This is a genomic window from Bradyrhizobium sp. USDA 4504, from assembly GCF_054063995.1.
This window is the reverse complement of the sequence record NZ_JBSSGV010000001.1, coordinates 118,560-141,475: the sequence shown is the minus strand read 5'-3', so window position 1 is coordinate 141,475 and position 22,916 is coordinate 118,560. Positions and strand designations below refer to the sequence as shown.

Annotated in this window: 15 protein-coding genes and 2 pseudogenes; 7 read left to right on the top strand and 10 right to left on the bottom strand. The window is 58.0% G+C overall.

Features of this window, described 5'->3' with window-relative positions:
• Positions 1–273 precede the first annotated feature (273 nt).
• From ACVMB1_RS00625 to ACVMB1_RS00610, 4 genes are all read right to left on the bottom strand, one after another.
• Entirely contained in the window at positions 274–1,194 is a 921-nt protein-coding gene (locus ACVMB1_RS00625; RefSeq protein WP_456847904.1) for a hypothetical protein, read from the bottom strand.
• 15 nt (positions 1,195–1,209) lie between these two features.
• A complete protein-coding gene (locus ACVMB1_RS00620; protein ID WP_456847902.1) occupies positions 1,210–3,189 on the bottom strand; it encodes a hypothetical protein in 1,980 nt (659 codons plus the stop codon).
• Between the two features lie 889 nt (positions 3,190–4,078).
• Positions 4,079–4,993, bottom strand: a complete 915-nt coding sequence (locus ACVMB1_RS00615) for a hypothetical protein (RefSeq protein ID WP_456847900.1) — start codon at positions 4,991–4,993, stop codon at positions 4,079–4,081.
• A 20-nt stretch (positions 4,994–5,013) separates the two neighbouring features.
• Positions 5,014–6,453: an AAA family ATPase gene (locus ACVMB1_RS00610; RefSeq protein WP_456847898.1), complete on the bottom strand. Its 1,440-nt coding sequence runs from the start codon at positions 6,451–6,453 to the stop codon at positions 5,014–5,016.
• Between the two features lie 879 nt (positions 6,454–7,332).
• Between ACVMB1_RS00610 and ACVMB1_RS00605 the strand changes: the two genes are divergently transcribed.
• Positions 7,333–8,460, top strand: a complete 1,128-nt coding sequence (locus ACVMB1_RS00605) for a hypothetical protein (protein ID WP_456847896.1) — start codon at positions 7,333–7,335, stop codon at positions 8,458–8,460.
• 735 nt (positions 8,461–9,195) lie between these two features.
• On the opposite strand, the gene ACVMB1_RS00600 is transcribed toward ACVMB1_RS00605, so the two are convergent.
• The gene (locus ACVMB1_RS00600) at positions 9,196–10,182 is read right to left on the bottom strand and encodes a GDSL-type esterase/lipase family protein (protein ID WP_456847894.1); all 987 of its coding nucleotides are present in this window, start codon (positions 10,180–10,182) and stop codon (positions 9,196–9,198) included.
• 13 nt (positions 10,183–10,195) lie between these two features.
• A complete protein-coding gene (locus ACVMB1_RS00595) occupies positions 10,196–13,006 on the bottom strand; it encodes a CHAT domain-containing protein (RefSeq protein ID WP_456847892.1) in 2,811 nt (936 codons plus the stop codon).
• Positions 13,007–13,687: 681 nt separating this feature from the next.
• Between ACVMB1_RS00595 and ACVMB1_RS00590 the strand changes: the two are divergent.
• Positions 13,688–13,930: pseudogene (locus tag ACVMB1_RS00590) on the top strand (N-formylglutamate amidohydrolase); the annotation flags it as partial.
• A 735-nt stretch (positions 13,931–14,665) separates the two neighbouring features.
• Here the strand turns inward: ACVMB1_RS00590 and ACVMB1_RS00585 are convergent.
• A complete protein-coding gene (locus ACVMB1_RS00585; protein WP_456847890.1) occupies positions 14,666–14,920 on the bottom strand; it encodes a hypothetical protein in 255 nt (84 codons plus the stop codon).
• Between the two features lie 106 nt (positions 14,921–15,026).
• Here ACVMB1_RS00585 and ACVMB1_RS00580 point away from each other — a divergent pair, with 106 nt between their 5' ends.
• The gene (locus ACVMB1_RS00580) at positions 15,027–15,254 is read left to right on the top strand and encodes a hypothetical protein (protein WP_456847888.1); all 228 of its coding nucleotides are present in this window, start codon (positions 15,027–15,029) and stop codon (positions 15,252–15,254) included.
• A gap of 354 nt (positions 15,255–15,608) precedes the next feature.
• Here the strand turns inward: ACVMB1_RS00580 and ACVMB1_RS00575 are convergent.
• Positions 15,609–16,055: pseudogene (locus ACVMB1_RS00575) on the bottom strand (IS110 family transposase); the annotation flags it as partial.
• Between the two features lie 1,101 nt (positions 16,056–17,156).
• Here ACVMB1_RS00575 and ACVMB1_RS00570 point away from each other — a divergent pair.
• The 4 genes from ACVMB1_RS00570 to ACVMB1_RS00555 all read left to right on the top strand — a co-directional run bounded on the left by ACVMB1_RS00570 (position 17,157) and on the right by ACVMB1_RS00555 (position 19,140).
• Positions 17,157–17,528 (top strand): cupin domain-containing protein, encoded by a 372-nt coding sequence (locus tag ACVMB1_RS00570; RefSeq protein WP_456847886.1) that lies wholly within the window; start codon positions 17,157–17,159, stop codon positions 17,526–17,528.
• Between the two features lie 600 nt (positions 17,529–18,128).
• On the top strand, positions 18,129–18,323 hold the full coding sequence (locus ACVMB1_RS00565) for a hypothetical protein (RefSeq protein WP_456847884.1): 195 nt from the start codon (positions 18,129–18,131) through the stop codon (positions 18,321–18,323).
• Between the two features lie 102 nt (positions 18,324–18,425).
• Positions 18,426–18,851: a type II toxin-antitoxin system RelE/ParE family toxin gene (locus tag ACVMB1_RS00560; RefSeq protein WP_456847882.1), complete on the top strand. Its 426-nt coding sequence runs from the start codon at positions 18,426–18,428 to the stop codon at positions 18,849–18,851.
• Complete coding sequence (locus tag ACVMB1_RS00555; RefSeq protein WP_057019376.1) at positions 18,817–19,140, top strand: helix-turn-helix domain-containing protein; 324 nt, start codon at positions 18,817–18,819, stop codon at positions 19,138–19,140. The genes ACVMB1_RS00560 and ACVMB1_RS00555 overlap by 35 nt, the downstream gene beginning before the upstream one ends.
• 2,570 nt (positions 19,141–21,710) lie before the next feature.
• Here the strand turns inward: ACVMB1_RS00555 and ACVMB1_RS00550 are convergent.
• Both ACVMB1_RS00550 and ACVMB1_RS00545 read right to left on the bottom strand, forming a co-directional pair.
• On the bottom strand, positions 21,711–21,905 hold the full coding sequence (locus tag ACVMB1_RS00550) for a hypothetical protein (protein ID WP_057019378.1): 195 nt from the start codon (positions 21,903–21,905) through the stop codon (positions 21,711–21,713).
• Positions 21,906–22,070: 165 nt separating this feature from the next.
• Positions 22,071–22,292 (bottom strand): hypothetical protein, encoded by a 222-nt coding sequence (locus ACVMB1_RS00545; protein ID WP_199805325.1) that lies wholly within the window; start codon positions 22,290–22,292, stop codon positions 22,071–22,073.
• Between the last annotated feature and the right edge of the window lie 624 nt (positions 22,293–22,916).

Here is a 22,916-nt window from a genome sequence, read left to right as displayed (position 1 = left end):
TTGAACAAGTACGAGTTTTGCTCTGAGCAATCCATTCCTGCGAGCTCGAAACCTCTGAAACGGCATGATCGTAAACCTTTTGAAGAAACTGATAAAACGACGCACGCAAGACATAGCCATTAATCAAGAGCAATATGCGACGCCATCGGATCAATCTTAAATTGTTGATGTTGATGGCGACCCCAAGTATTAGCGCTGGTAACGCCAGCAGCGGCACGGCGACGAGCTTCCAACGAGTCGCGTCGACCTAGTCCACAGCGTTACACCGAGCGGCTACGACGATGCTGGCCGTCGCAAGCAATTGAAAGTCGAAAAAGCTCTCGATCGAGATAACCAACCAACAGCTTCCGGGTGGGCAATCACTAGCACGGCGTGCACTTTTTCAAACGCGTTTGGTAGCAATTTACTCCAAAACTCTTCTTCATGCGCCGACACATCGACTACAACGTCACGAACGGATCTCGCCTGCAAAAACGTAGAAATCTCCGAAACTCGTACACACCCACGCTTAAAAGCGGTACCGGATATGCAGTGTACTTCATCTTGCCAGTGCCAAGCTAAAATGGCGCGAGACTCTGGCGCCATCTGAAGTTCATCAGCGACAACTTCCGGGTAAACTCTGTCCTCTTTATCCTCTTTGACCAGGATCGATCTATTCGTGAGTTGCGATCGGCTTTGCTGGAGCCATCGCGCAAAGTCAACCGGGAGCGTGACGATATTTTTGAACGACGGATCGTTCGGATCAATACCATGTTCCTTTAGTTTACTTCGAAACCAGGGTGAAACTACGAAAACATTCTGCCGTTCGAGCACGTAGCTGACAGCGCCGGCGATATCGGCTAGAGAGTATGGTTTTCCAAGAGCGATTACCGGAATGGCACTCTCGGGCACAAAAGTAACGCGGACCCCGGGTGTGTTCGCCCGAGACAAATGAACTACGAACGGGCACGGCAACGTTACGCCGCCCAAGAAATCCGCAAAAATATGATTCGATTCCGTGTAGCTCTTGAACTCGGATTCGAATTCAAAAGCGGGAAGATCTTCTTCGGACACCGACACCCATGTAGGTCGGGTATGTGCTGTGACGTCAGTCGTGGGGCCGGCAAACAATCGATCAATGGCGTCGCTAAGTGGACCAAGTCGAGCCGCAGAAACCTGTCGCAAAATTTCGCAAAACTCGGCCGATGGCAACATCACCAATACCTCCAGCTAAAAGTCAGGACTTTCGCCAATCTTGTCATAAACCACGACGTCGTTAGAGTCCTTCCGATACTCGAATGCGATCCACCACCTTCCCCTGCCCTCGCTCGGGCAACGCAAACTCATCCTGATCGTACCGAGCGCTATTTCTAAGACGGCGCCACTCTCAGCAAGCGGTTTCTCCCCGGAATAATTGAAGACAGCACAACGAACCGCAAATGATTGGCCTATAGCAACGATTTCAGGGCCGCTGCCGTCCCTGCAATCCTGGTAGAGAGTTGCCCAAGGCGGCGAGGCAAGTGTGCCGGAATTCTCGTAGCTGATCTTGGTCACCTCGCCATTCTCGCGAGTCAACCAAACGTGCAGATCGAGATCGTGCGGCTGCGTGCTCCAGCGCAGGATAATTCTGCCCCAGGTTGAAGGAGTGGGTTCGACGCTGTCAACCCGCCGCGACAGCGCTTCGGTTCGATCCATTAATGCGTTGGCCATGACGTCGTTAGGATGCGCAGCGTCCGCTGCCGAAACTCGGCACTCGGAATTTCCTAGCAACGAACGAACAATTTCGTGGAGAGATTGTAGGGAAGCGCCACTAGAAGGATTTAAGTCACCAAGAATTTCCGTTCGGTCCGTTAGGTTTGGACTCAGCCGCTCGCGAATAGAAGCACTGGCTGGGCCGTGGTTCACCAAGATGACTTTTGCACGTGGGCGACCTCGAGTGTAATCTTCCAGGGCGGCAGCAAAATTAGCGGAGCTGGCCTTCAGGTACTGTTTGCACTCGACTACCAGCACTGAACTTTCGGGATAAGTGATCGGTGCCTTTTGAATGGAGTAGTCTGGCTGGATGGCGCGTGTGCGGCCCTTGCCTTTTGGATTTTCTAGAGGGGAACGTAGCTCCGCCCAAACATAGAGAAGATCCCCGTCAGCCCGTCTCGCCGTTGCCAAGTGGGTGCCGCTGAAGGAATAGCGTATCCAACCATCTATCGCATGTATCTCTACATGGGGCCCCAGTGATTGGACTACTCGGCTGCCGACCCAGGCCGAGTACAATTCGGAGCGTCGTTTCCAGGCTGGCAAGGACAGCAATTCTTCCAGTACGGCGACGCGGTCCACGATGGGTCTCTTTATCTTTGGCACGGTTTCAAAGACCGATTTGACCGACCGAACGAACTCCTCCCGTCCTACGGGATCGCTTGTTGCGTTGCATATGCCGCGAAGTATCCGTGCCGACCACGCGTTGGAATCCAACAGCTTTAGGAGCCAACGATCAAATCCGGCAGATCCAATCGATCCTGTAGGCGTCCATTTGAAAGCGCTAAGCGCGCTCCTTAGATCACCGACATCCCGGCTGGCATGTACTATTTGGGACCAAAGGCTCCAAAGAAGACGCAATGTGTGCCCCGATTGACCACTCCCCAGCATGGGTTGGTCGGGCAACGCCGCCGGCCAGCGTCCTTCAGTATACTCCTCCAGCCACCTTTCGACAGTTTCGGTCAGCGGCTTAGGATCGAGCTTTGGCGGCGGTAGAGCGTCCGCGATGCCGCGCAAGAAGTCGTGATTCCAAGCCGGGACTCCTTCGACTTCCTGCCGTTTACCTTCTTCCCAGCGCCATTCCCATTCTCGAAATTGATCGATGCTGAACTTGAGATCCCGGACTTTGCTGCCGAAGTTAAATGCAACACTCAGTCCTCCGCTCGATGAGTAGGAGGCATTGGCCTGCTCGAAGAAGGCCAGCAAGTCGCTTAGCATGTCAGTAAAAGTCGCCGTCGCCGAAAAGAACGCGTCGATGAAATCTTCGGCTGTTATGTTTTGATGCTCGAGTTGCGGGCCAATATCCAGGGTGGGGTCCAGCTTAAGGCGGCTCGCTAACGCGGCCACGACCGCGCCGTCGTAATGCTCAACTTCAAGGCCTCCAATACGTACAAACTCGTTCCAACACTGCCGAGCCGATCGCGCGACCAACTTCGACTGCTTCTGAGCTTGGCGAGCCAAAGAAATGTTCCCCCAGCGAAAAACACCATATTAGCACAACTGCGGCGAGTGAGACAAACTCCTTTCCATTTGGTGTCGGATCTTCCGGCTATGCTGTCCGGCGGCAACCTGTCCTAACGGCTCACTAGGCGCTGTCGCCACACATTTCCAAAACCCACCTACATAAGCTTCGTCATCGGATGCTGTTCGGCGGCGACCTTGCGAGCGACATGAGTTCTCTGGCCGGCTCCAAACTGTTCTGAGCTACGACGATCCATCGATTTGGAGGTTTTTAATCGCATCTCCCAGCATCACATCAGCTTGCCGCGAAAATGCTGGAGTGTTCTGGAGATCAAGCCGTTTCTTTGGCCGCTTTCACCCACATCAGCATGGTGCGGTGGTTCATGGAATGGCCTCCCTGCTGGTCCGGGAAAATGAAGTCCGCCGAGGGGGCCGACAGGCAAGGGCCATCCGTAGTGCTGCTTTGGCGTAGGGTGCCAAGATCACGGGCCGTGTCGCCAACCAAGGCTGTTTTTTTAGAAGAGCTTCATTCGACTTGAGGTCTTGCAGCGCTAGCAGCGATACGAAGGCCTGCAGTCGCACCAATTGTAAGTTGGTGCCCAGCCAGAGTGCGGCCGCGATGCGGACCGAAGCGCTCTCACGCAAACCGGGTAACATTGGTGCGCTCGCCTTCTCGCGGACCGGTCATTCAGCGACGACCTTGATCCGAAGGTTCAATCGGGTACCCGCAGATCTGTCCACATTGTCAGTATCGATCACATTCGCGACGCCGCAAAACGACAGCCGCGCCACGCTACGCACTGCGGTACGGCTGAGGGACGCGCCCGACGACTCGGCGCGTCCAAGTTCGCGTCCGTGAATATGGTGTGACCCGACGACGTCACGAACCTCAAAAGGCAGGCGGCTTAGCGTCCTCCATTCCAACTGCATATTGCTGGCAGGCCGCATGCACCTTCCTGGCGAGCGCATTGTCGCCGCTCCAAAGCCGATGATATGCGCGCAGACACGCAGCATGCGGAATGCTCGCATGGAGCAGACTCTTTTCAATCTGACGACTTGATGGGGCGTCAGCGTCTGCGGCAGCAATCGACTTCAAGGCATTTCCCATGAGCGAGATCATTCGCGCCCGCTCCCTGTGCAGTTGCAAACGATCGTTGAGCTGGAAGAAATCGATGATGACTTCGCCGCGCAATCGGTTGTGGCCGGCGGCCGCGGCAGGCACTGCAGTTGTTGCGATGAAGGTCACCAGTGTTTCAGGATCGTCATCCTGGCTGCCCAATGGATAACATAGGTAGGGCAACTCCCGCTTCAACTTGGCGGCGGTAGTCCGCGCCTTGATGCGCTTGCCGGCGATCGGGAAGTAATTCGCCTTGAGCGGCGAATTGCAAACCTTGCAGGACGCCGCATAGTTCAACAAATCATAGGCGAGCCAATAGTAGCCCGACCGAGACTCGGCCCCCATCGGGATGCTGTACTGCCTATTCCAGCCTTTCGGTGGCCATGATTTCACTGAAGACTTTGGCCGAAAGTGCTCGATGTCAAACTCAATCCGGCCGTACTCAAGGCCCTCCAATTGGCGTTCACAGAAGACGCATTTTCTGTGCTGCAGCTCAATGAAGACGGGTTTCACCGCACTCCAGATCGACGATTGGTCGTCGAACTTCTTAGCCTTCAGCAATTTCTTGGTACGGGTCGCGGCATTCTTCCGCCAATTTGGATCGACTACGTCGACCGCGGCATTCAGGGCAACAATCTGGATATCATATGCAATCACTTTATACCCACCCAAGACAGCAAACAGCATTCCAGGAGCAAAGCGTGAGGTTATCTCTTCGGTTTTTTGGTCTTTCCTGACTTTTTGGCTTTGGCGCTTTTAACCTTGGCCTTCTTGGCTTTGGCTTTCCCGATCCCTGACGTCTTCTTGGTGGCCTTCTTCGCCTTGGGGGCTGGAAGCTTGCCAGCTCGCTTGCGAGACGATCCTGCGGCGGCGTCGGATCCAGCCGTATTCCTGCTGAGCGCCTCCACAGCCGGCACGACTTCTTCAACACCGTGCAGGGGAGCCGAAATCTGCTCCAGGAAGGCAAGAGCCGCGGTACTATCGCCGTCGGCGGCTCGGGCAAACAATGTCTTGCCCTTGGAATCCAGCGCCGGTGGAAGCGTGGACGTCAGGCCGAAATAGGAAGACAGAAGCAATTGGTCGGCACCGCGTCCATGAACGTTTTCGCCGATTTGCTTGACCGTAGCCCAGCCTTCACCATCTACATCGGTAACGAAGATATTCTCCTTTCGCAGCGTGTTCGCCACAAGTGGACTATGCGACGTCATGATGAATTGAAGACGCGGAAAGGCCGCGGACAACATCGACACGATGGACCGCTGCCAGGCGGGATGCAGATGCAGATCGATTTCGTCGATCAGCACGATGCCCGGAATCGCCTCGATCGAGAGATGCGGCGGCGCGACGTCGCAAAGATGGCCGATCAGGTCGCCGACCCAACCGAGGAACGCCTTGTAGCCGTCGGAAAGCGCGGCGAATGGCGTAACCCGACCTTCAAATTCGAAAAGAAATTGATCCTCGTTCGAATCGTAACGGCCCTTAAATTTCAACTGCGGCGGCAGCACCCTGGCAAGCTTTGTGATGGCCTCCCGGCGCCGCGCAGCATCGAGCTTGGCAAACCATACTCCAATCGGTCGGAGTGGAACGATGTCTTCGAACAAGCCCGCGACGCGCTCGTAACGAAGTCCCCTCTGCTTGCGTGCACTGCTTTGACTGTAATCTCCGGCTTCAACTCGCCGGGTCGCGCCATACCCGACTACAAAGAATGCGTGCGAGTAATCATCGTAAATCAGCTGCTCCATCGGCGAGCTTGGAGTTCGCTCCAGATGCAACCGGTCCAGGCTTCCGCGATCGCGTCGATCGATGCGCGCCAGCAGTTCTATTTCCGGAGTCTTTCGGCGGTCGATCAAGTCAAATGGATCGAGCTGACAAACCAGTTTCAGCAACGAGTCCTTAGCATCCGGACGTTGGACAAGCCGGTAAGGCACGAATCCGGACTCCAGCAGCGTCGGTGCCAGCGCCGCAATTGCCACGGCGCGAAGGACCGACGACTTCCCACCGCCGTTGTCGCCCACAATCAGGTTTACGTTCGGCATTTCGAGCGGCGGAGTCGGCCGCGGATTCTGCTTACGGCCGGGATACTGAAGATCCAGGACGGCCTTGCCGAAACACTTGAAATTGTAGATGGAAAGTTTCTTGGCGTACAATGCTGACTCGCTGGGATGGGCAGGCCGCTATGCTAGCATGGTGCGAAAACGCTATTCGAGTCGTAGTCGCGGTGGTGGATAGAATATATCGGTGGTCCAAAGAATTTCCACGGCAAAGGGTTGGTCCTGGGAGATTTGCGCCTCGCTGAGAAGCCTCAGACGTCTAAAGCAGTGCAACTTCCTCGCCGAGGCCCGACCACCACTTTATCGGAATGCCTCGGCCCGAGCGCGCTGGCCGTGGTTCGTCCACATCCTTTCGCCTCTTGGAAGTGGCACCGGCGCATCGCGGCATGCCGGAGCGCTAACGAATGCCGCGTGTCAGCCAAATGACCGACCGCCAGCATCCTATCACAGCAACTGCTGTTTCATAAATAGCGACTTCTCAATGCCTTAATCCCGCAATCGTCGCCCGGCGTCCCCAACGCGCTGCGAGCGGAGTACAGCAAGCATCCGGATCGACGCTTTTTACCGACCAAGGCTGCATTCGAAACCAGAGGCTTCGCGGCCAACCTCCCCAAGGCGGCGGAGCTATTCGTGGCATGGACGAAAAAGCGAGCGTGGACGCCTATCGTGGCACTTAACGACTTGCGGTGCCGCCACCCATCAATGCTGTCCGATGCACCGACTCCGGCGGACAGCTTCATATCCTATCGAGCCGGGTTGCTATCTGCACCCGCCGGCTATGCCGACGAATCCTCTCGTACCATCGTGTCTCCGACGCCTATGCGGGGCTCACTCCCAGGATTGATCGCACTTAGCTCTGCCGAAATGCCGAACCGGCACAAGCTGCGTAAATAAAAACTACAACTGTTGCGATAATACTACAGACTTTCGTTTTGCCGGCTGCCTTAAATCTATGATTGCAAGCTGGAAGCATCATTGATCAAAAAATTCATTATCTGGCAGGAGGCTGCCATGAGCCAGATCCGTCGCGTACTCAGCACCGTCGTTGTTTCCGCCAGTCTAGGCGGCTGCGCCATTCACCCGCTGCCGGAACAGGTCACCGGCGTCGACACGCCCCATATCGTGCGACAGATCCGGTGCGAGACGCGCGAGGCGGTCAAATCGACATTGATGGATTTCCTGGCCTTCATTGGGAGCGGCTTGTTCGCAAGACTCCCTGAAGGGGTTCGCGACCCAGTCGCCGACCGTCTGGTAGCGCTCTACGAGCAACAGCCGGAATTGATGGATGGGTTCAACTCCAGCCTGTTCCCGGGGCCCAAATATGTGCATGAGCGTGAGGCCATCGACCTCCTTCTGAAAGCGGGCGTCGCCTACACGTTCGACTTCAACATTTACGAGGACAACAATATCGGCGCTACCGTGAACCTGCTGCGTGATATAAACCCGAACTTTACGGCTGGCATCACTGGCAGCGCCAACCGCAGGCGATCGAACGAGCGCACATTCACGGTGACCGACACCTTCGGCTATCTTCTCGCCAATCTGAACGCGGCGGCGCCGCGCGGCATCCGCTACTGCGACGGGCAGATCATCGGACCGAACTACATCTATCCCGCTACAGGCCGTGTCGGCGTGGACCGCACCGTCAAGGATTTCAGCAGGCTGCTGCTGTTCGGAAACCTAGCCGGCAAGGACGGCAAAGCCGGCGCGGCACCGACCATGACCGATGACTTGATCTTCACGACGACGGTCACCCTGCAGGGCACCCCGAAGGTCGTCTTCGCGCCGGTCGGCACGCTCTTGCGCGTCGCCAACGCCTCGCTCGATCTCAACGTGGGGCGCAGCGACAAGCATCAGGTCACGATTGGCCTTGCCGTGGACGTGGCCGGCGTCGACTCGCTGCGCGGCTTCCTGTTCGCGGCAGGCCGTGGAAGCGCCGGCGGCACCGTGATCGCCAACCAGCGTGCCGTGGGGCGACAGCGAACCGGCTTCCTGTACGCCGGGCAACGCGTGACGGGTGGCGGCACCCCGTCCGAGGTTCTTGCCGTCATCGCGATCGATCAGCAGAAGAGCAAGGAGTTCAGGCTGCAGGTCCAGCCCTAAAAAAGAGAAATCCCATGGCCCCCAAAACACCTCGGCGCGTTGCCGCTTCCAAACGCAAGAAATCGCCGGCTCGCAAAGGCAGACAATCGTCGGAGACCAAGCGGGCGAACGGCGCGACCGTCCGGTCCGCATCCGGTGTCCCTCGCAAGACGGTATCGGTGGAGGACTTCGTGCGATGTATCAGAACCCTCCACGATCTGGGTCTCGTACGGCCATTCGTGCGATCCGCAGAAAGAGCTAAGTTGACCTTGACGATGGACACCGCCGCGTTGGAACGGGTCAAGAAATCCGTGAACAAGCTGCGCAAACCCGAACCCCTCTCGAGACGTATCCCCTCACCGGCCTCGATCACGCCGGCGACAAGGGGCGCCAAGCCGCGCCGCGGTCGTGATCCGTGGGACTTCGGGGGAAACACCGGGCCCGGCGGGTTGGGAGGTGTCAGGCCGCTCCCAGGTCATGATCCGTGGGACTTCTAACGTTCAGGGCGCCTGGCTCGCGATGTGCCTGTTGAGCTCCGGCGAGCAGCCGTCCACCGAACCGGACCGACCGCGCTCCCGGATGCCCCTTTGACGTCGTCTACGGCCATGTGCGCGCCAAGACCGCCTCCCAGGGGAAGCCTTGAAATTGATTTGCTCAAAAAAGGGAGTTCTTAGAGAACGTACCGCCTAGTCTAGGGGACATGTGAAAGGGTGACCTCAACCGAATTGGCTCTCCTAGGTTGACAACTCGTGGCAGTTAGAGTTTCGCAACCAGGTCAGCAAACTTCTTGCTGACCAGCCTAAAGCCCTCTTCTGTCGGATGCAGCTCGTTTCCCCAATCCTTCTTGTAGGTCCCGTCGTGCCTAAGTGTGTGGCGAAGGTTCAGATAGTGGACATGTTCAAAGCCAGGAGTAGCACTTACGTCCTTCAACATCGCGTTGAACTGATCGATGAGCTTGACGACCACGGCGGAGTTCTTGCTGAAGTCAACGTGGCCCTTTTTCCGAAACCCGGGCTCCAGCCAAGGGCCGGGCAGCAGCCAGAATCCACCCAGATAGCCTCGGCCGTCGGGAAGCGCGTAGTCGTAGCCATGAGTCACGATGGGAATCGGCCGGCCGACATAGCTCTGCGCGATCCTGGTCAGAGCGCTGATAATCCGTGCATAGGCCGTTCGCAGGCGTACATCGATCAACCCGCGAACAATGTCGTCATTAACGGCCGGAAGGGACGATGCCTCGTGATTCAGCAGGATCGCGAATTCGTCTCCGGCAATGTCATTGCCGCCGCCGGACAGCAGAATCGCCCGCGGGACCTTGTTTGCGCGCAACAACTTCTCCAGCCGGCGCGCAAACTCCTCGAACTGGCCGCCCGAGTGCGCCATGTCTTCGACGGTATCGCCCTTGTGAGCAACGGATTCCACATCGTAAAGATAGTCGTCCTCGAGCATCTGCAGGACGTCGTAAAAGGGATAGTCAAACCAGGAATCGCCTTCGGCGACCAGCACGCCCGCGCTCGCCGGAGTTCCGAGCAAGGCTCGCGTCCGGGAGGGAATCTGTGGCCGGGCAGGCGCTCGCTGCGGTTTGGGCGCGCGCGCCATCCGTCTGACTGCCGTTGCCCGCTTGCGAGTCTGTTCGGTTCGGAACGCGATGACATCATCCGCCATCTCCTTTCCGCTCTTTATTGCGGCGCTTACGCCGGCAGGAACGCGCGCTGACTGTTTTCGCCCGCGTGTCTTCTTCGCCATCACTTATCTCCCTTCATGGAAAGACATTGAGCAGTGCGTCGAGCGCGTCGAGCTTCGCGCCGAGACCCTTCAGTTTTCTCCGGCAATCCGCGTCGAACCGCTGCCGCGAGGCGATTTGTTCGAATTTGCGCTGGCGGTTGAAGAACAGCGGGCAGTCTTCGCTTCCCCCCTCGTGGCTTTCCAGATTGCCGTAAAATCCGGCGAGGCTCGCAACCATCCCGTTGGCTATGGCACGATCGGTTTCACGTCCTTCTGGCGCGAGCTGGTTGAAGCCGGCCACTGACCGGATCAGGATCGGCGCGTCACCTTTGCCCGGCCACCAACCGTAGATATTCCTCCAACGTTCACTCCGCATCCAATGACGCGTGATACAGGCGAGGACGTCGACCTCCAGCTCGACCGGCATCCCACGCAATCGATTTGCAAGGCGTTCCGCCGATAGAAACATCTTCTTGCCTTCTTGCGCGACGGGTACGGCAAGATCCTCGCCGTGCTGAACCGGGAGGGGCTCCTTCTTGGAGATGCCGTCGAGGGTCTCGCTCGCTGCTTCTTCCTGCAAATCCCAGACACCGAGCGGAACCGACAGCCGGACGAGCTCGAAGCCAAATTCCTTCTGGGCAGCATTCATCTGCGCGAGCGTGCGATCCAATGCCGGAAAAACATTATCCATGTCCCATACGGCGACGCGGGCGCTGTGTGCAGCGGTCGCGCGCCGTGCGTCGGGCCGCACGCGGGTTTCTGGCACGAAGCTACGCTTTGCAGGCGGCCTGCACAGCACCAAACCCGAATCTCGCGCGTAGACCACGGGAACGGCCCAGTCGATCGGTTCGCCGTGCAATGAATAGTTGACCGCGATGCGCGCTTCACGCGCAGACTCGCCGAGAGACTTGCCCTGTGCGAGCGACCAATAGAAGTGCTGAGCAAACGAGGTGGCGGACGAGTCCAGGACGCTGTACTGGTTTGCGACCACTGCCGGCAGCCCGCGCGCGACTAGCGACTGCGCGACACCCTTGTTGAACTCGGCGCGCCCCGCAGCGCCGGTTTCGCAGGCGTTGAGAAAGACTAGGCTAAGGTTTCGGCTGCAGAAAATCTCGCGCACCGAGCGTTCGCCGAGGCTGTGTTCCTGTCCCTGCTCGTTCACGAAGACGAGACGGCCCTCGCGACGGTCCTCATCGTACATCCCGTGACCGATGAAATGGACGATGTCAAATTCACCGTTCGCGAGATAGCCGTGCAGTTTTGTGGGCGTTGCCCGCGCCAGCGGCGTAACAGTCACGAGCCCGGCCGCGATGAGTGGTTCGAAGCCGCCCCGGATCACCGCCTCTTCCTGCGCGATGGACAAACACTCGTATCCGACGGGCTGAGCCGACACGACCAGGATTCGCAGCGGTCCGGAAGCAGGGTTGATCTGGTCGGCGGGAATGCTCGTCAGGACATTGCGCGTGAAGCGCATTTCTTCGGTCGCAAGGAAGCATTTCCGCCCCGGGTCGTAGGCGAACTCCCAGGGCTTCTCGGCGATCCAGGGAATCATGGAGGTGAAGATGAAATCGAGTTTGCGGCCCTGCCGCGTGCGCGCTTCGTCGTACAGGCGGCGGACGTCACCCTGAAACAGCGTATCGAACAGCTGTGTGCCGAAGGCAATCATGTCGTCGTCCCCGGGAAGCGAGCCTTCTTCCCGGTTGGTGTATTTCTTGATGCGCTCGTGTGTGCCGATGATCTTCCCGAACTGGGTCTTCTCGCCGCCCTCGCCGGCGCGCAGCCGCATCACCGATGTGACGCGGGCGCCGCCATAGCTCGCGAGCACCTGGGCGAATTCCGGTGTCTCACCCCTGCGTGGCGCATCATGGTTCGGCCGAAACTCGTCCATGACCACGAGTTCGAATACGTTCTGCAGACAGCTGTGCGGTGCGGCGGACGGGGCTCCGGTTCCAGGCCCCGGCGGTGCTGTGGCGTCGGGCTGCTCCCGGGCCCCTGACTCCGCCGATTCCGGCGGTGGCTGCGAGATGCTCTCGAAGTCGAATGGCGGCGGTGTGGCGGTCCTGCTCTTCTTCGGGTAGAGCGACGCCGCGAAAGCATGGTCTCTCGGATTGATGTCCTTGCCGCCCTTGATGGGCTTGCCGTTCTTCATGATGGCGGCGGGCAACTGATAGCACATGATCGAGATCGGATCGGCTTCCTTGGTGCCCATGATCGATTTTTTCGCCAGCGGTGTCAGAACCTGCTGTTCCACTTCTTCGGGAGTCCATCCCTGGTCCTCGTCGAAGAAACTGATAGCCTTGCCGCGATCGATGAGCTTGACGATGTCGCTGCGCATGTGCTCGTGGTCGAAGCCCAGCGTATGCCCGGCCTCATGGCGAACGACGCGCCTGAATTCGGCTTCCGACGTTCGCATCGTAAAGCCTTCGAGGTTCATGGTCGGCTTATCCTTGTCGATTTCCAGGATCTCGGTGCCGACGTACGACCAGTAGCCTGCCTGGTCCTCGGGAGAGTCGAGCCTCGCAATGCGGACCTGCCCGACGCCGGAGGTCTCGGCAAACTTCACGTTAGCTTTCTCTCCCCAGGCGTTCATGTGCAGCAGAATGCGCTTTCGCAAGTCATTCTTCGGACTGTCCATGAAAGAGACGCTCAATTGCACTCCTTCGGCGGGCCACTTGCGCCCGATCACCACGGCGATGCGCCGCGGGCCACCTCGACGCCCGACAGGCGTGCGTTCTATCGTGTGCCGCTCGGTCTCGTTGGCTGGATTGATTGTCAGCGCCTTCCGCTCCGCGTTCGCGAGCATGTCGAGCTGAAGACTCTTCGGTCGGCAGATGATGACTGACATCGGACCCCTGGCTCTCAGCGGTTGTTTCCAACAACGAAATCACGCAGGCGTTTGCCGCGCGCGAATAGCAAGACTCTTTGCTCTCTGGCACCTGCCGCCCCTATGGCGAAATTGCAGCGTGCTCGGCTCTGTAAGTAGCGCTATCTGCTAGATTGCGATATCTCCGCGTACCACGCGCTCAATGGACAGACTATTTAAAGCTCCCAAAAACCCAACCGCAAGTGTATAGACTTCAAATGCCGACGTTAGGTTGAATGTCTGAAATCGGATTGTCAACTAGTGTCCCGAATCCGAAGTTCGCATCATTTGCCGCACCTTCGGAGCGAACTTCGGATTCGATAAGGACACTAGCAAACTTCTGATGCTTTATGAATGCGAAGTTCGTGAAAGTGGCTGCCGCGCGAAATCACACGAACTTCGCATTCAGCACACTAGACGATCAACGGGCGCTGGACTGCTGTACTTAGAGCTAAGTTTAGGGCTGTCAGATCTTGGCAATTCTCTCAGCGCAGCTCCTATTTCGACAGCCAAGCGCCGAGTGCGATAGCGACCGCCGCCGCCAGACCGGAAGAGTACCGACGTCAGATCGAGGCCGAGCGCGGTATCGACGGCGAACAGGCTATCTGCTCGGCTCGAATGACGACATTGCCATGAGGTGGTTGGCATACGTCCGCACGGCTTCGCGATGACTTGGTTGTCGCAGCATCAGTTGCCGGATTTTCCGTGCTCATCGATCGTCCCTTTGCCGGCGTCCTGGTTCCTGCAAAGCACTATCGGCGCGAGCCGAGGGTCCAAGCCGTGATGAACGAGGTCAATCGACGGCTCTACATGGATGAAGCGACCGGCGAGCGACTGCCGAGCTTTGGCGCAATTAGGCAGGCCATTTCGGAGATGTTGGCGGCGGTGGGTCGCTACACCCAATGAATGAAGCGGTGAGCGCTTGCAAATGCACCGCCCCAGCAACCCGAAGGGCGTTGTGACAACGCTTTTTCGCGTCGGAGAAATATCCGAGAAGGACTGCGCGAAAAGCTCAAGCGAATCGTTAGCGCTCCCCAAGTGAATCGAACCTTGGATCAGACCTGAGTGCGCGCAAAGTTTGAGCGGAGGAACAGAAATGAACTCGGCGCAGCTTGAGTTCTGGTAGCCACCCCAATCGCAGATCGGTTTTGGCCTAAAGGATTCGGAACCGGCGGGCCTTCCGAGGCGTGCCCAAGGGGCCAAGGATTCGAAGACCGAAAAGTAAAGCAAGGATTCGGCTGGGTGACGGACGCAAGCGCGATGTATGCTGGGTACTCCACAAGGGTGCTACACAAGGTTTCACCCAAGCCTGCGAACATAGCCTCGTTTTGCCGGGGTTTCCCGAGCTCTTCGGACGCGTGGCGGAGAGGGAGGGACTCCGGTCCCCATCGGTCTGAATGCGCAAAAATCGCTGAAAAACAAGGATCCCCGAAAAGGCCGGTCTCGGTTTATGATCACTGCTGTGTACCACCCGGCGGTCCGATTCGACCGTGAATCTCGGGCGATCTCGGGGCGGTTCGAGGTTCGCGGAATCCTTCGAAACGCGCCTGTCGCGGTGGCCAGCCACGTAGGCTCATCGTCGCCCTCGGCTCAGCCGGGGTGTCCAGGCGGAATCGCGGAAGTGCGCCCTGACGACGGCGATCAGCGCTGTTTTGCAACGGTCCTTGTCCGAAACGTCGAGAGAAGCTCGTGAGCGTCGCTGAGTTGTCCCGCGTCGTAGAGCGCCAATGCGCCAACGGACAGCCTCTGAGCAATGTCCATCATGCCGCCTACGACGCCAATCTGATCGGCATTGACGCCGGCGGCGTGGTCCACGTTTCGAAGAGACTGCTGGACGGATGTGTAGGCCCCCGACGTAGGCAAGGCCGCCACCGCGATGGACGGCATCCAGATCATACTGCCCAGGCTCCGCGAAGACCGGCCCGATCGCGATTGGCTTGCGATGCGCTCGACAAGTTTGTAGCGGCAGACTAGCTCTTTCCGATGCGGTCCGAAGCCGCAGTTGCGGGACCGCTATGTCTGCGTCGAGATCATGGGCGGCCTGTCGAATACAACGGCAAACTTTGGCGCGGCCAATTCCGATCTTCCGGTGGATCCGCTGATGCGCGCCTCACTCCTGGGATCGGGGGGCCGGTTCGACGTCGAGCCTGAGTGTCTCGGCGACCGCGATTGCGGTGTCGAGCGCGGGGACCGACATGGCCGGGCCGACCGTCCCGCGGACCAGAGCTGATGCCCCGCCCTTTCGCCATTTTGGGCGCTTCTCCATTAGGCGACGACGATCGGGATCAGCGAGTCCTCGCGATTGACAGAACGGTCCCGGACCTGCGCGGGTCTTCCGAACAATCCGCGTACCATTGCATCATCGGGACGCGTTCTTCCCAATATCAGCGCCATTCTAAGCACCGCGAACCTCATCTTCCCCTTGGTGCGCTTGCTGGCGCTCGATAGCGTTGCTATCCCAACGGTGCGGCTGCCCATCCTGAGCGACGGCTTTCGTTCAGCAGCATCGACGCCGTCGACCGGAAGCCATGCGCGGTCACTTGCGCTTTCGTGTAGGTGCGGCCGTGCTTGGGCAGAGGGCGCACACCTGTTGGTGGTGGACCCGCAGCTCCTCAACCGCCATCGGCCGGGCGCGGACGAGATCTCGCATCGCTTCGTGGCTTTCATCGGGAGACACACCGCCGTTAACTTGCCGGCGCGCAGCAGCCGGGCGAGAAACAGCGTCCGCGGCGGTTTGTCTTCACGCGATCGCCCGGCTTCCTCGGGATCAGCGATGGCGCAACCACGGTGCATTCATGGCCGAGCGACCGGATCAGGCGATAAAGGCCATAGCCAGTCGGACCGGCCGCTTAACAGCAGGCGCACCACCAAACCGGCTGGCGATCCGTTCAACGACCCAGCGCATGCCGGTTGCCCACGCGTCGACCTCGCCGAAGAACGAACCTCTCCTTCTCGCCTGCCTCCGCGTTCGCGATGGCGTTTTTCAGCTTCCCGACGTCGTTCCGACAAATGCTTCCCTATCATCTGCCACGGCTCGTCCTCCTGTGATGAGGATCGGCTCGGTACGTCCCAGTAACACTCGGACGCGCAGTGTAGGGCGAGCCACCTCACCGGAAGAGGCGGGCATACGGCCTTATGACGCATCAGGCGGTTGCGCTCGACGTCGTGAGCGTCCGAAACGGACGCTCTCCACGAGATCGACCGATACATGCGCGGCAAGCCGCGCTCCCAATGGCTATCGGTTCAAGGGAAGCCACCTAATCGCAACGAACGAACAAGATCTGCGCTCTGCCCCCCCCAAAGTCGACCTCGTGGCTAGGGAAGCGGTGACTCTGGTCAAGTCGCCATTCCTCTATTGGAACGCCAGGACCTTGCAGCTGTTTTGTCTGGAAACAGGGTCGGAACCGCGGACGTGGCAGACGAACTCGAATATTCGGCGCACCGATTAGTGGTCATCGAACAGCCTGGCGGCGGTTTCCTGGTCGAGATCACGCCTCTCGGGGGCGGCCAAACCGTTAGGACGATGACCTATCAGAGCACGCTGGAAGCGATTTCCGCAGCGAAGAGGTGCGTCGACAAACATCCTGAACACAGGCGATAGAGCCCGCTCTGCGGCACACGACCGCCGTTTTGGACCGGTAATCGCACTTGCCGATGCGGCGGCGCTGGCGCGCCCTACCCAAAATGCAAGGGGCCGAAACCGGATGATGAACTAACGGCGCGTCCCCGGCGGCGCATCCGTAAACCACGGGCTGAGGCCTTAACGTTAAGCAGAGCCGCGAGGACCGCGTCGACGTGGCATCGTGTAGTGTCAGAGATATTCGTTTTCAATTCGTCAAAGCCATTTTCAAAAGTTCAGTGATTTGAATCAATGATCGTGGAATTCGGTATCGTGAGCACGATCATGGGATTTGTGCTCGCCCTGTACGCAAGTCAGCATCGCTCGATCGTCTTGGAGACGTGCGCGGGCGCGTTGCTGATTGCCGGCCTTACTTGCGTTGGCGCGGGCCTCCCGCGTGTCTAACCCCATTGTTGCACTCGCCCCGGAGTTGCGGTTGAATACCTATTCCCATCCATATGCGATGGCAAACAACCTGCCGAATTCATTTATCTATTTTTAAAGGAGATTATGATGCTTCGATATCTCGCTTTGATTTTTTTCGCCCTTACCTGCGCAGCCAATGCTCAAACCAACCGCACCGAGTTAAAGCGTGCCGATTTGACCGGCACAAATATGGAGATTGTAGTCAGCGTCGTCGACGTACAGCCTGGAAACAATCTCATTCGCCACACGCACCATGGCGAGGAAGCCGTTTATGTTCTGGAGGGTGCAACGTTGGCACTACCTGATGGAAAAGAGGTGCCATTTCCTACGGGAGCAGCGACGATCAACATTCGCGACGTTCCCCACGGTGGATTCAAGCTCGCCGGCGACAAGACCCTGAAGATGTTGACGGTGCATATCGTCGATAAGGGCAAACCCATGATGGAGCCCGTGAAATAGACGCACCGAAAGAAAGAGACGGCCCCAGCGAGGCACATGCTGGAGCCAGTATGTAGCTGGGCGTCGCAGTGCCGGTAGCGGTGCGGCACCGCGAACAGGGCGACCAATGCGAGTGCTTGCGCTTCGTTCCTAAAAGAAACGCCCAGCGCCCGGGAGACGCTTAGGCCGACATTCCAAGTGGATCGTCCAAGTGCTTTCGGCAGGGGCAGCACTTGTACCTCCCGGTAACCGGAATGCGCGTCGGCCGTTCCTGTCCAAAAAGAAAGGGGCCCCAGCGACGGACAGAGCTGCGCGCCTTGTTTATTTGCAAACTTCCACGTTAGACGTAATGCCGGTATTCCCGGTTCGGACCGCCTCAAGGCGACAGCCCGGTTTGACCGGCCTACATCCTCCAGATGATGAGCATATCATTTGCCCGGTCGCCTGACTTTCTTTCGGCTTCGCCTTTGCGGTCTGGGCACAGGCGCTTCCGGCCAACGTCGTTGATAAGAAGAATTCAACCAATCCGGCAGCCAATACAGATCGGATAATAACTCTCCTGAATTCTTCCGGGCTCAAAATTCCAATCGATCGGGAATGCCCGCGAAGGTTCCACCGTACATGCGCGGTTCCATGCGGCAGCAAGGATTGCCGGCCCCGCAATCACACAGACGAGTTCCCCCCTATCGCCGGCTGCTTTGGCACCCTGCGGGCTGGGGCAGGCTCGACGACTGGCGCCGCAACCAAGCCCATCTGCCGGGCCGGGCCGAGGCCATCCGCCGGCCGGTCGAGATCGGGCTGAAGGCGAAGGTGTAGTCCCACTTGCGGCCGCGCCCCCGTTGAGATTGTATCTGACCCGCAAAACAACCAGATTCGCCGTCCAATTTCCTGGAACCAGACCACAATATTTTCGTTGACATGGCCAATAGTAAATCTGCTATAAAGTCGTCTGAGCGCAAGGAGGATGTGCCTCTCGAGTTCGTCGGCTCATCGCTTGAGGATCTTTCCGCTTTTCCCCTTCCGTGCAAGAAGGAGATCGGTTTTGCGCTCCGTGCCGCCCAGAAGGGCGGAAAAGGAGAGAATGTAAAGCCGCTGAAAGGTTTTGGCGGAGCTAGCGTCCTTCAAATCAAGTCTAGTTTTGACGGAGATACGTTCCGGGCTGTCTACACGGTTCAGCTGAAAGGCGCCATATACGTACTCCACGCCTTTCAGAAGAAATCCACTAAAGGGAAAACGACATCCCAGAACGACAAGGACTTGATACGCACCCGGTTGAACGCGGCAATTGAGTTACACGCGGAGAAGGAAAATGAGCAAAGCAAGAAGCACAAAAGGCGGCGGTAATGTTTTCGCCGATATTGGCGTGCCGGATGCAGAGATGCATCTTGCTAAGGCCGACCTTGTCCTCGGCATCGCCGCGATCATTCGATCAAAAGGGCTCACACAATCACAAGCCGCGAAGACGATCGGGATTGCGCAGCCCGACGTCTCTCGACTTATGCGTGGGAACTTCGACGGCTTCTCCTATGAGCGTCTATTTAATCTACTCAACGCGCTGGGAGAGAACGTGCGTATCGTGGTTTCAGACGCCAAGCCTAAGACCAAGGCAAAACTTGAATTCGAATTTTCGTAACGTACAAAAAGCGGCCGCCATCGAGCGGCGCTTAGCATCATCGCGCCCTCCGTTACGCCCTCTCGAGCACGCGGAAGGACTCGGCGGCGCCACCATCCAGCCGGGCCGGCCGGTCGGTTTCCAACCAGCTCACCGGTCTGCCCATCGTCCTCAGCGCCTTGAAGGCAGCGCGGAGCACTGGATCGCCGAAGAGCGAAGAAGCCGGCTTTGTATTAGATTGCTTGGGCCATGCTCACTCCTTGGCTTGGGCTAGAGCCGAGCGGGTGTTCCAGCACTTGCTCGGCTTGTCTCTTTGTGACGTGCCATCAAGAATAAATGACAGAAATCGAGGCGGGGGCGCCTTCCCGTACAAAACGAGCCCGTTACCGCGAATGATTCATATGCCCCGCGAGATGTTGATGATTGGCGGCGCCATCAGGGGGATCTGCCTGGCCGACCTGAGGCTATCCGCCGACTGGTCGAGATCGGGCTTGCGGTGAAGACCAAATAACTTCTTGAACTCGCCCGCAGGTTGCTGAAGACTGTCGCTCTTTGAGCAAAGTTGTTTTTAGGGCGATCAATATGAAAAAGTTCTTGGTTCTTGCTGCGGCGCTGTCCGTGGCGTTGGTAGCCTCATCGCCATGTTTAGCGAGAGCCGGCGGCGGCGGTCATTCTTATGGTGGTGGCGCAAGATCCGCCGCAACGTTTCGTGCCACTCCTGTCATGCGCTCCGCACCTGGCTATCGGGCGCCGCCGGCGGCTCGGCTTTATGTACCCAGGCAGGCAGCAATACGCTCACCCGAGATACGTCCCGGCGATCTACACTAGGTCGACAGTGCATCACCTAATCTCCGTGTCACGCAACCCAACCTACGCCAATCCGGTGCGTCGAGCTCCCGAACGGTTCGTAAGATTTCACGGTCGCATGATCGGAGTCCCGCCCCTGGCTGGACTAACGGCCCCTGCGATCGTGGACCTGCCCGATCTCGGCGAGGTGATTGTCCCGCTCGATATGTATACTACAGTGTACCCGCTCCTAATTTCGGATGATGAGAGCGACCGCGAGCGCGCTATCACGCAACTCAGAGAGCGCGCTAAGCGCGACCCGGCCAGTCTCGTCCAACGCTCAGCGGCAGTCTCCATACCCCCAATGAATGACCCCTGCCCAAATTGCCAAGACGACAAGGTTGAGGTTCTTCATACCTGCCGACCGATCGGCGACTGCGACATGTCCGAAAGGTTGGTAAATAGCTCCAAGAATCCGACCTACCTCGTCCCCGAGCGTCGCTCAGATCGACGCGGATTGATCTTCTGAAATCTAAAGTACCCTAGACACACTCGTTTCATTTGGACCACCACCATATACGTCGCAGTGAATGGCTTTGGCGCTTACATCGCATATGATTGGGCGCCAAGGGTTAGTTGTGCTGGCGAGCATGCATCGTGACAATGCGATTTACGTATTGGAAGCGATTGGAAGCCGCCTCTCGCTCATCTGAAAAGCAATCCTCGAGGCGTCTCTTCAAAAGACGCGCTTCTTTCATTCGGTGGGTTGGAAGGAAAAGGTGAAAGCTATGGTGATGTAAATTCTGCGGCGTCCTGCCTCCAGGACCGTGTCGTAATCCCAGAAGGCCTAGCGGGCAATGGACTTTTTCACGCGTCGGCAAGCCGATCATTGCGCTGGCTCCGGAGACGCGGTTGGCTGCACATCGCATTTCGCGATGGACAAAATGAATTTTGATCAGCGCTTTTGAGGGAGGAAATAATGCTTCGATCCTTCGTCTTGATTTTCTTCGTTTTTACCTGCGCCGCGGACGCCCAGACAAACCGCACCAAGCAAGTTTTATCTCCTCGACCAGCGGCTCGGAGAAACGGCCGAGCGCCTGCGGACAGAAGCTCGTGGCATCACACCAGGTGTGGAGCGCGACAATCTTATTCGCCCAGCGCGACAGGCTGAAACTGCAGCACACATAAACGAAAGGCTGACTTCGCCCGGCCTAAAGCCCCTACCTGTCGGCACGTCGCGACTAAGTGGTGCCGATGATGGATACCGGCAGAGACGGCTGACGCCATGTAGGATTCCTCAACCAACGACCCCCGGCGCCGGAGGTTCATGGCACCGAGGGCAGCTACTCCCGGCGGGCTTGGGGGCTCGAGACCGGGAGCTTTGAATCGATACCCGCTGCTCCATTTCGTTCCAAGCGTATACTGTCTGCCAAGGCTGAATCTTTTCTTGCAACGACCAGACGGATCAATATCCGGAATCTTGTTAGTACGCTCTCGGCTGGAAGGTCGCGCCTGTAGGAGCTTCAAACGGGCGGCGTTGCTTTTGTCTTCGACCGCCTCCGTTTGTCGCCCGTTCAGTTGGAATAAATCTCCGATCCGACGTTCGAGATACCGTTCGAGACGAAAGGTCCGTGGCGCAACGGCTGGCTCCCCCTCGTTTTCGTGCCATCCGCCCGGAACGGCCCATCGCGAAGACGCGCGTGGCGGGCCGGTTCTTGTAAGGGAGTGCCAGCTAGCGGCATCTTGAACAGCGCCTCACCGTGAAGTTCAACATCTTCGCCTAGCGTGGCCGACCGGGACGAAACTCAGCGCCCCGGAGGCGCGTTCAGCGCGCTGTGACCCGCTGCTTTTAATTCATCTATTGAGACTCGCCCGTTAGCCGCGGCTTCGAGGATCTTGGAAGCAACATGCGTCCTGGCGCCGATTTCAAAGACGGAAATATTCTCGCAAACTTCCTCTAGCACTGCCCTTAGCAGCGCGGTCGTTTCGGCGTCGAACATGCGTTTCCCTCCAATTGGAGATTGATGCTGAACGCCGCCGAGCGGAGTATATTCGCTCGGCGGCACCCGCCACGCATTCCAGTCTGGATCCTGAAATTCCAGCTCGGCGAGATTGGCACTTTTCCGCCAAGGCTTTGTGACACGCGCGTGATCCGGGCTCTCCAGTCAATCCTCAACATCGGCAATTCGCCTGAGAATGATCACGATGGTGATGACCAAACCAAATATGCCAGCAACAATCCTGGCCAGACCTGAACCGAACGCGCCGCCAACATCCCGGTCGAACAGCGCGAACACGGCGGCTTCAACCGCTAAACCGATCCCCAATGGAAGAGCAACGACGATCGCAAGGGATTTGAGAGGTCTGGTCGCCAGTCTAAGGACCATCCTTGCGCTTCCAAGGCCGTTTTCAATGCCCATAAAAAAGCTACGCCGTCGGGCTCGAAATATGGTGTCCCGGCGGCGCCCCGTCACTGGGCCCCTGAAATCCCCCAGCGCGTTACGATCTAGCAGTCATCGCGCCCTGCATTTGTGAAATGGTTCACAAATCGCGCCCCGTAAAACCACGGGGCGCTGCCACAGAAATCTGCCTCACCGACATCGAATTGGCGGGGTTTGCTCTGCTGGGCGACTTGGCAACGCCAATGAGTATTGCGGCCACTGAATGAGCAAAAGAAATGCTAAAAACAGAGCGCGAGCTGGCAATCAGTCCGGTCCAGCGCTTTTGCATCAAGGCAAACTGAAATTGTCGAATTCGCCAGCCGCCGAATGGCAAAGGTCGGCCAGTTGACGAGCATTATTCCAGCTCGCCGAAAATCCGCACATATCTGCCAAATTTGCCGGCTGCCACGGGCATCGCAGTTTTTAAGACGGTCGGACCACCTCCTAAGCTTGCTGGCATCAGGGGCGGGCTACTGTTGCGGCGCGCGTGGTGCGCCATCTGATGCTCCCTGGGGCCAGCAAGGGCATATGCAAAAGGAGAGCGCCCCACCCTTTCGGATGGGGCGCTAC

Bases quoted from the DNA above. Each gene is read 5' to 3' on its own strand.
- ACVMB1_RS00545 (WP_199805325.1), bottom strand. From the start codon at position 22,292: ATGGTCCTTAGACTGGCGACCAGACCTCTCAAATCCCTTGCGATCGTC.
- ACVMB1_RS00585 (WP_456847890.1), bottom strand. From the start codon at position 14,920: ATGATCTGGATGCCGTCCATCGCGGTGGCGGCCTTGCCTACGTCGGGG.
- ACVMB1_RS00615 (WP_456847900.1), bottom strand. From the start codon at position 4,993: ATGCTGTTTGCTGTCTTGGGTGGGTATAAAGTGATTGCATATGATATC.
- ACVMB1_RS00560 (WP_456847882.1), top strand. From the start codon at position 18,426: ATGGCCAATAGTAAATCTGCTATAAAGTCGTCTGAGCGCAAGGAGGAT.
- ACVMB1_RS00595 (WP_456847892.1), bottom strand. From the start codon at position 13,006: ATGTCAGTCATCATCTGCCGACCGAAGAGTCTTCAGCTCGACATGCTC.
- ACVMB1_RS00600 (WP_456847894.1), bottom strand. From the start codon at position 10,182: ATGGCGAAGAAGACACGCGGGCGAAAACAGTCAGCGCGCGTTCCTGCC.
- ACVMB1_RS00550 (WP_057019378.1), bottom strand. From the start codon at position 21,905: ATGTTCGACGCCGAAACGACCGCGCTGCTAAGGGCAGTGCTAGAGGAA.
- ACVMB1_RS00570 (WP_456847886.1), top strand. From the start codon at position 17,157: ATGCTTCGATATCTCGCTTTGATTTTTTTCGCCCTTACCTGCGCAGCC.
- ACVMB1_RS00625 (WP_456847904.1), bottom strand. From the start codon at position 1,194: ATGTTGCCATCGGCCGAGTTTTGCGAAATTTTGCGACAGGTTTCTGCG.
- ACVMB1_RS00565 (WP_456847884.1), top strand. From the start codon at position 18,129: ATGCGCGGTTCCATGCGGCAGCAAGGATTGCCGGCCCCGCAATCACAC.
- ACVMB1_RS00555 (WP_057019376.1), top strand. From the start codon at position 18,817: ATGAGCAAAGCAAGAAGCACAAAAGGCGGCGGTAATGTTTTCGCCGAT.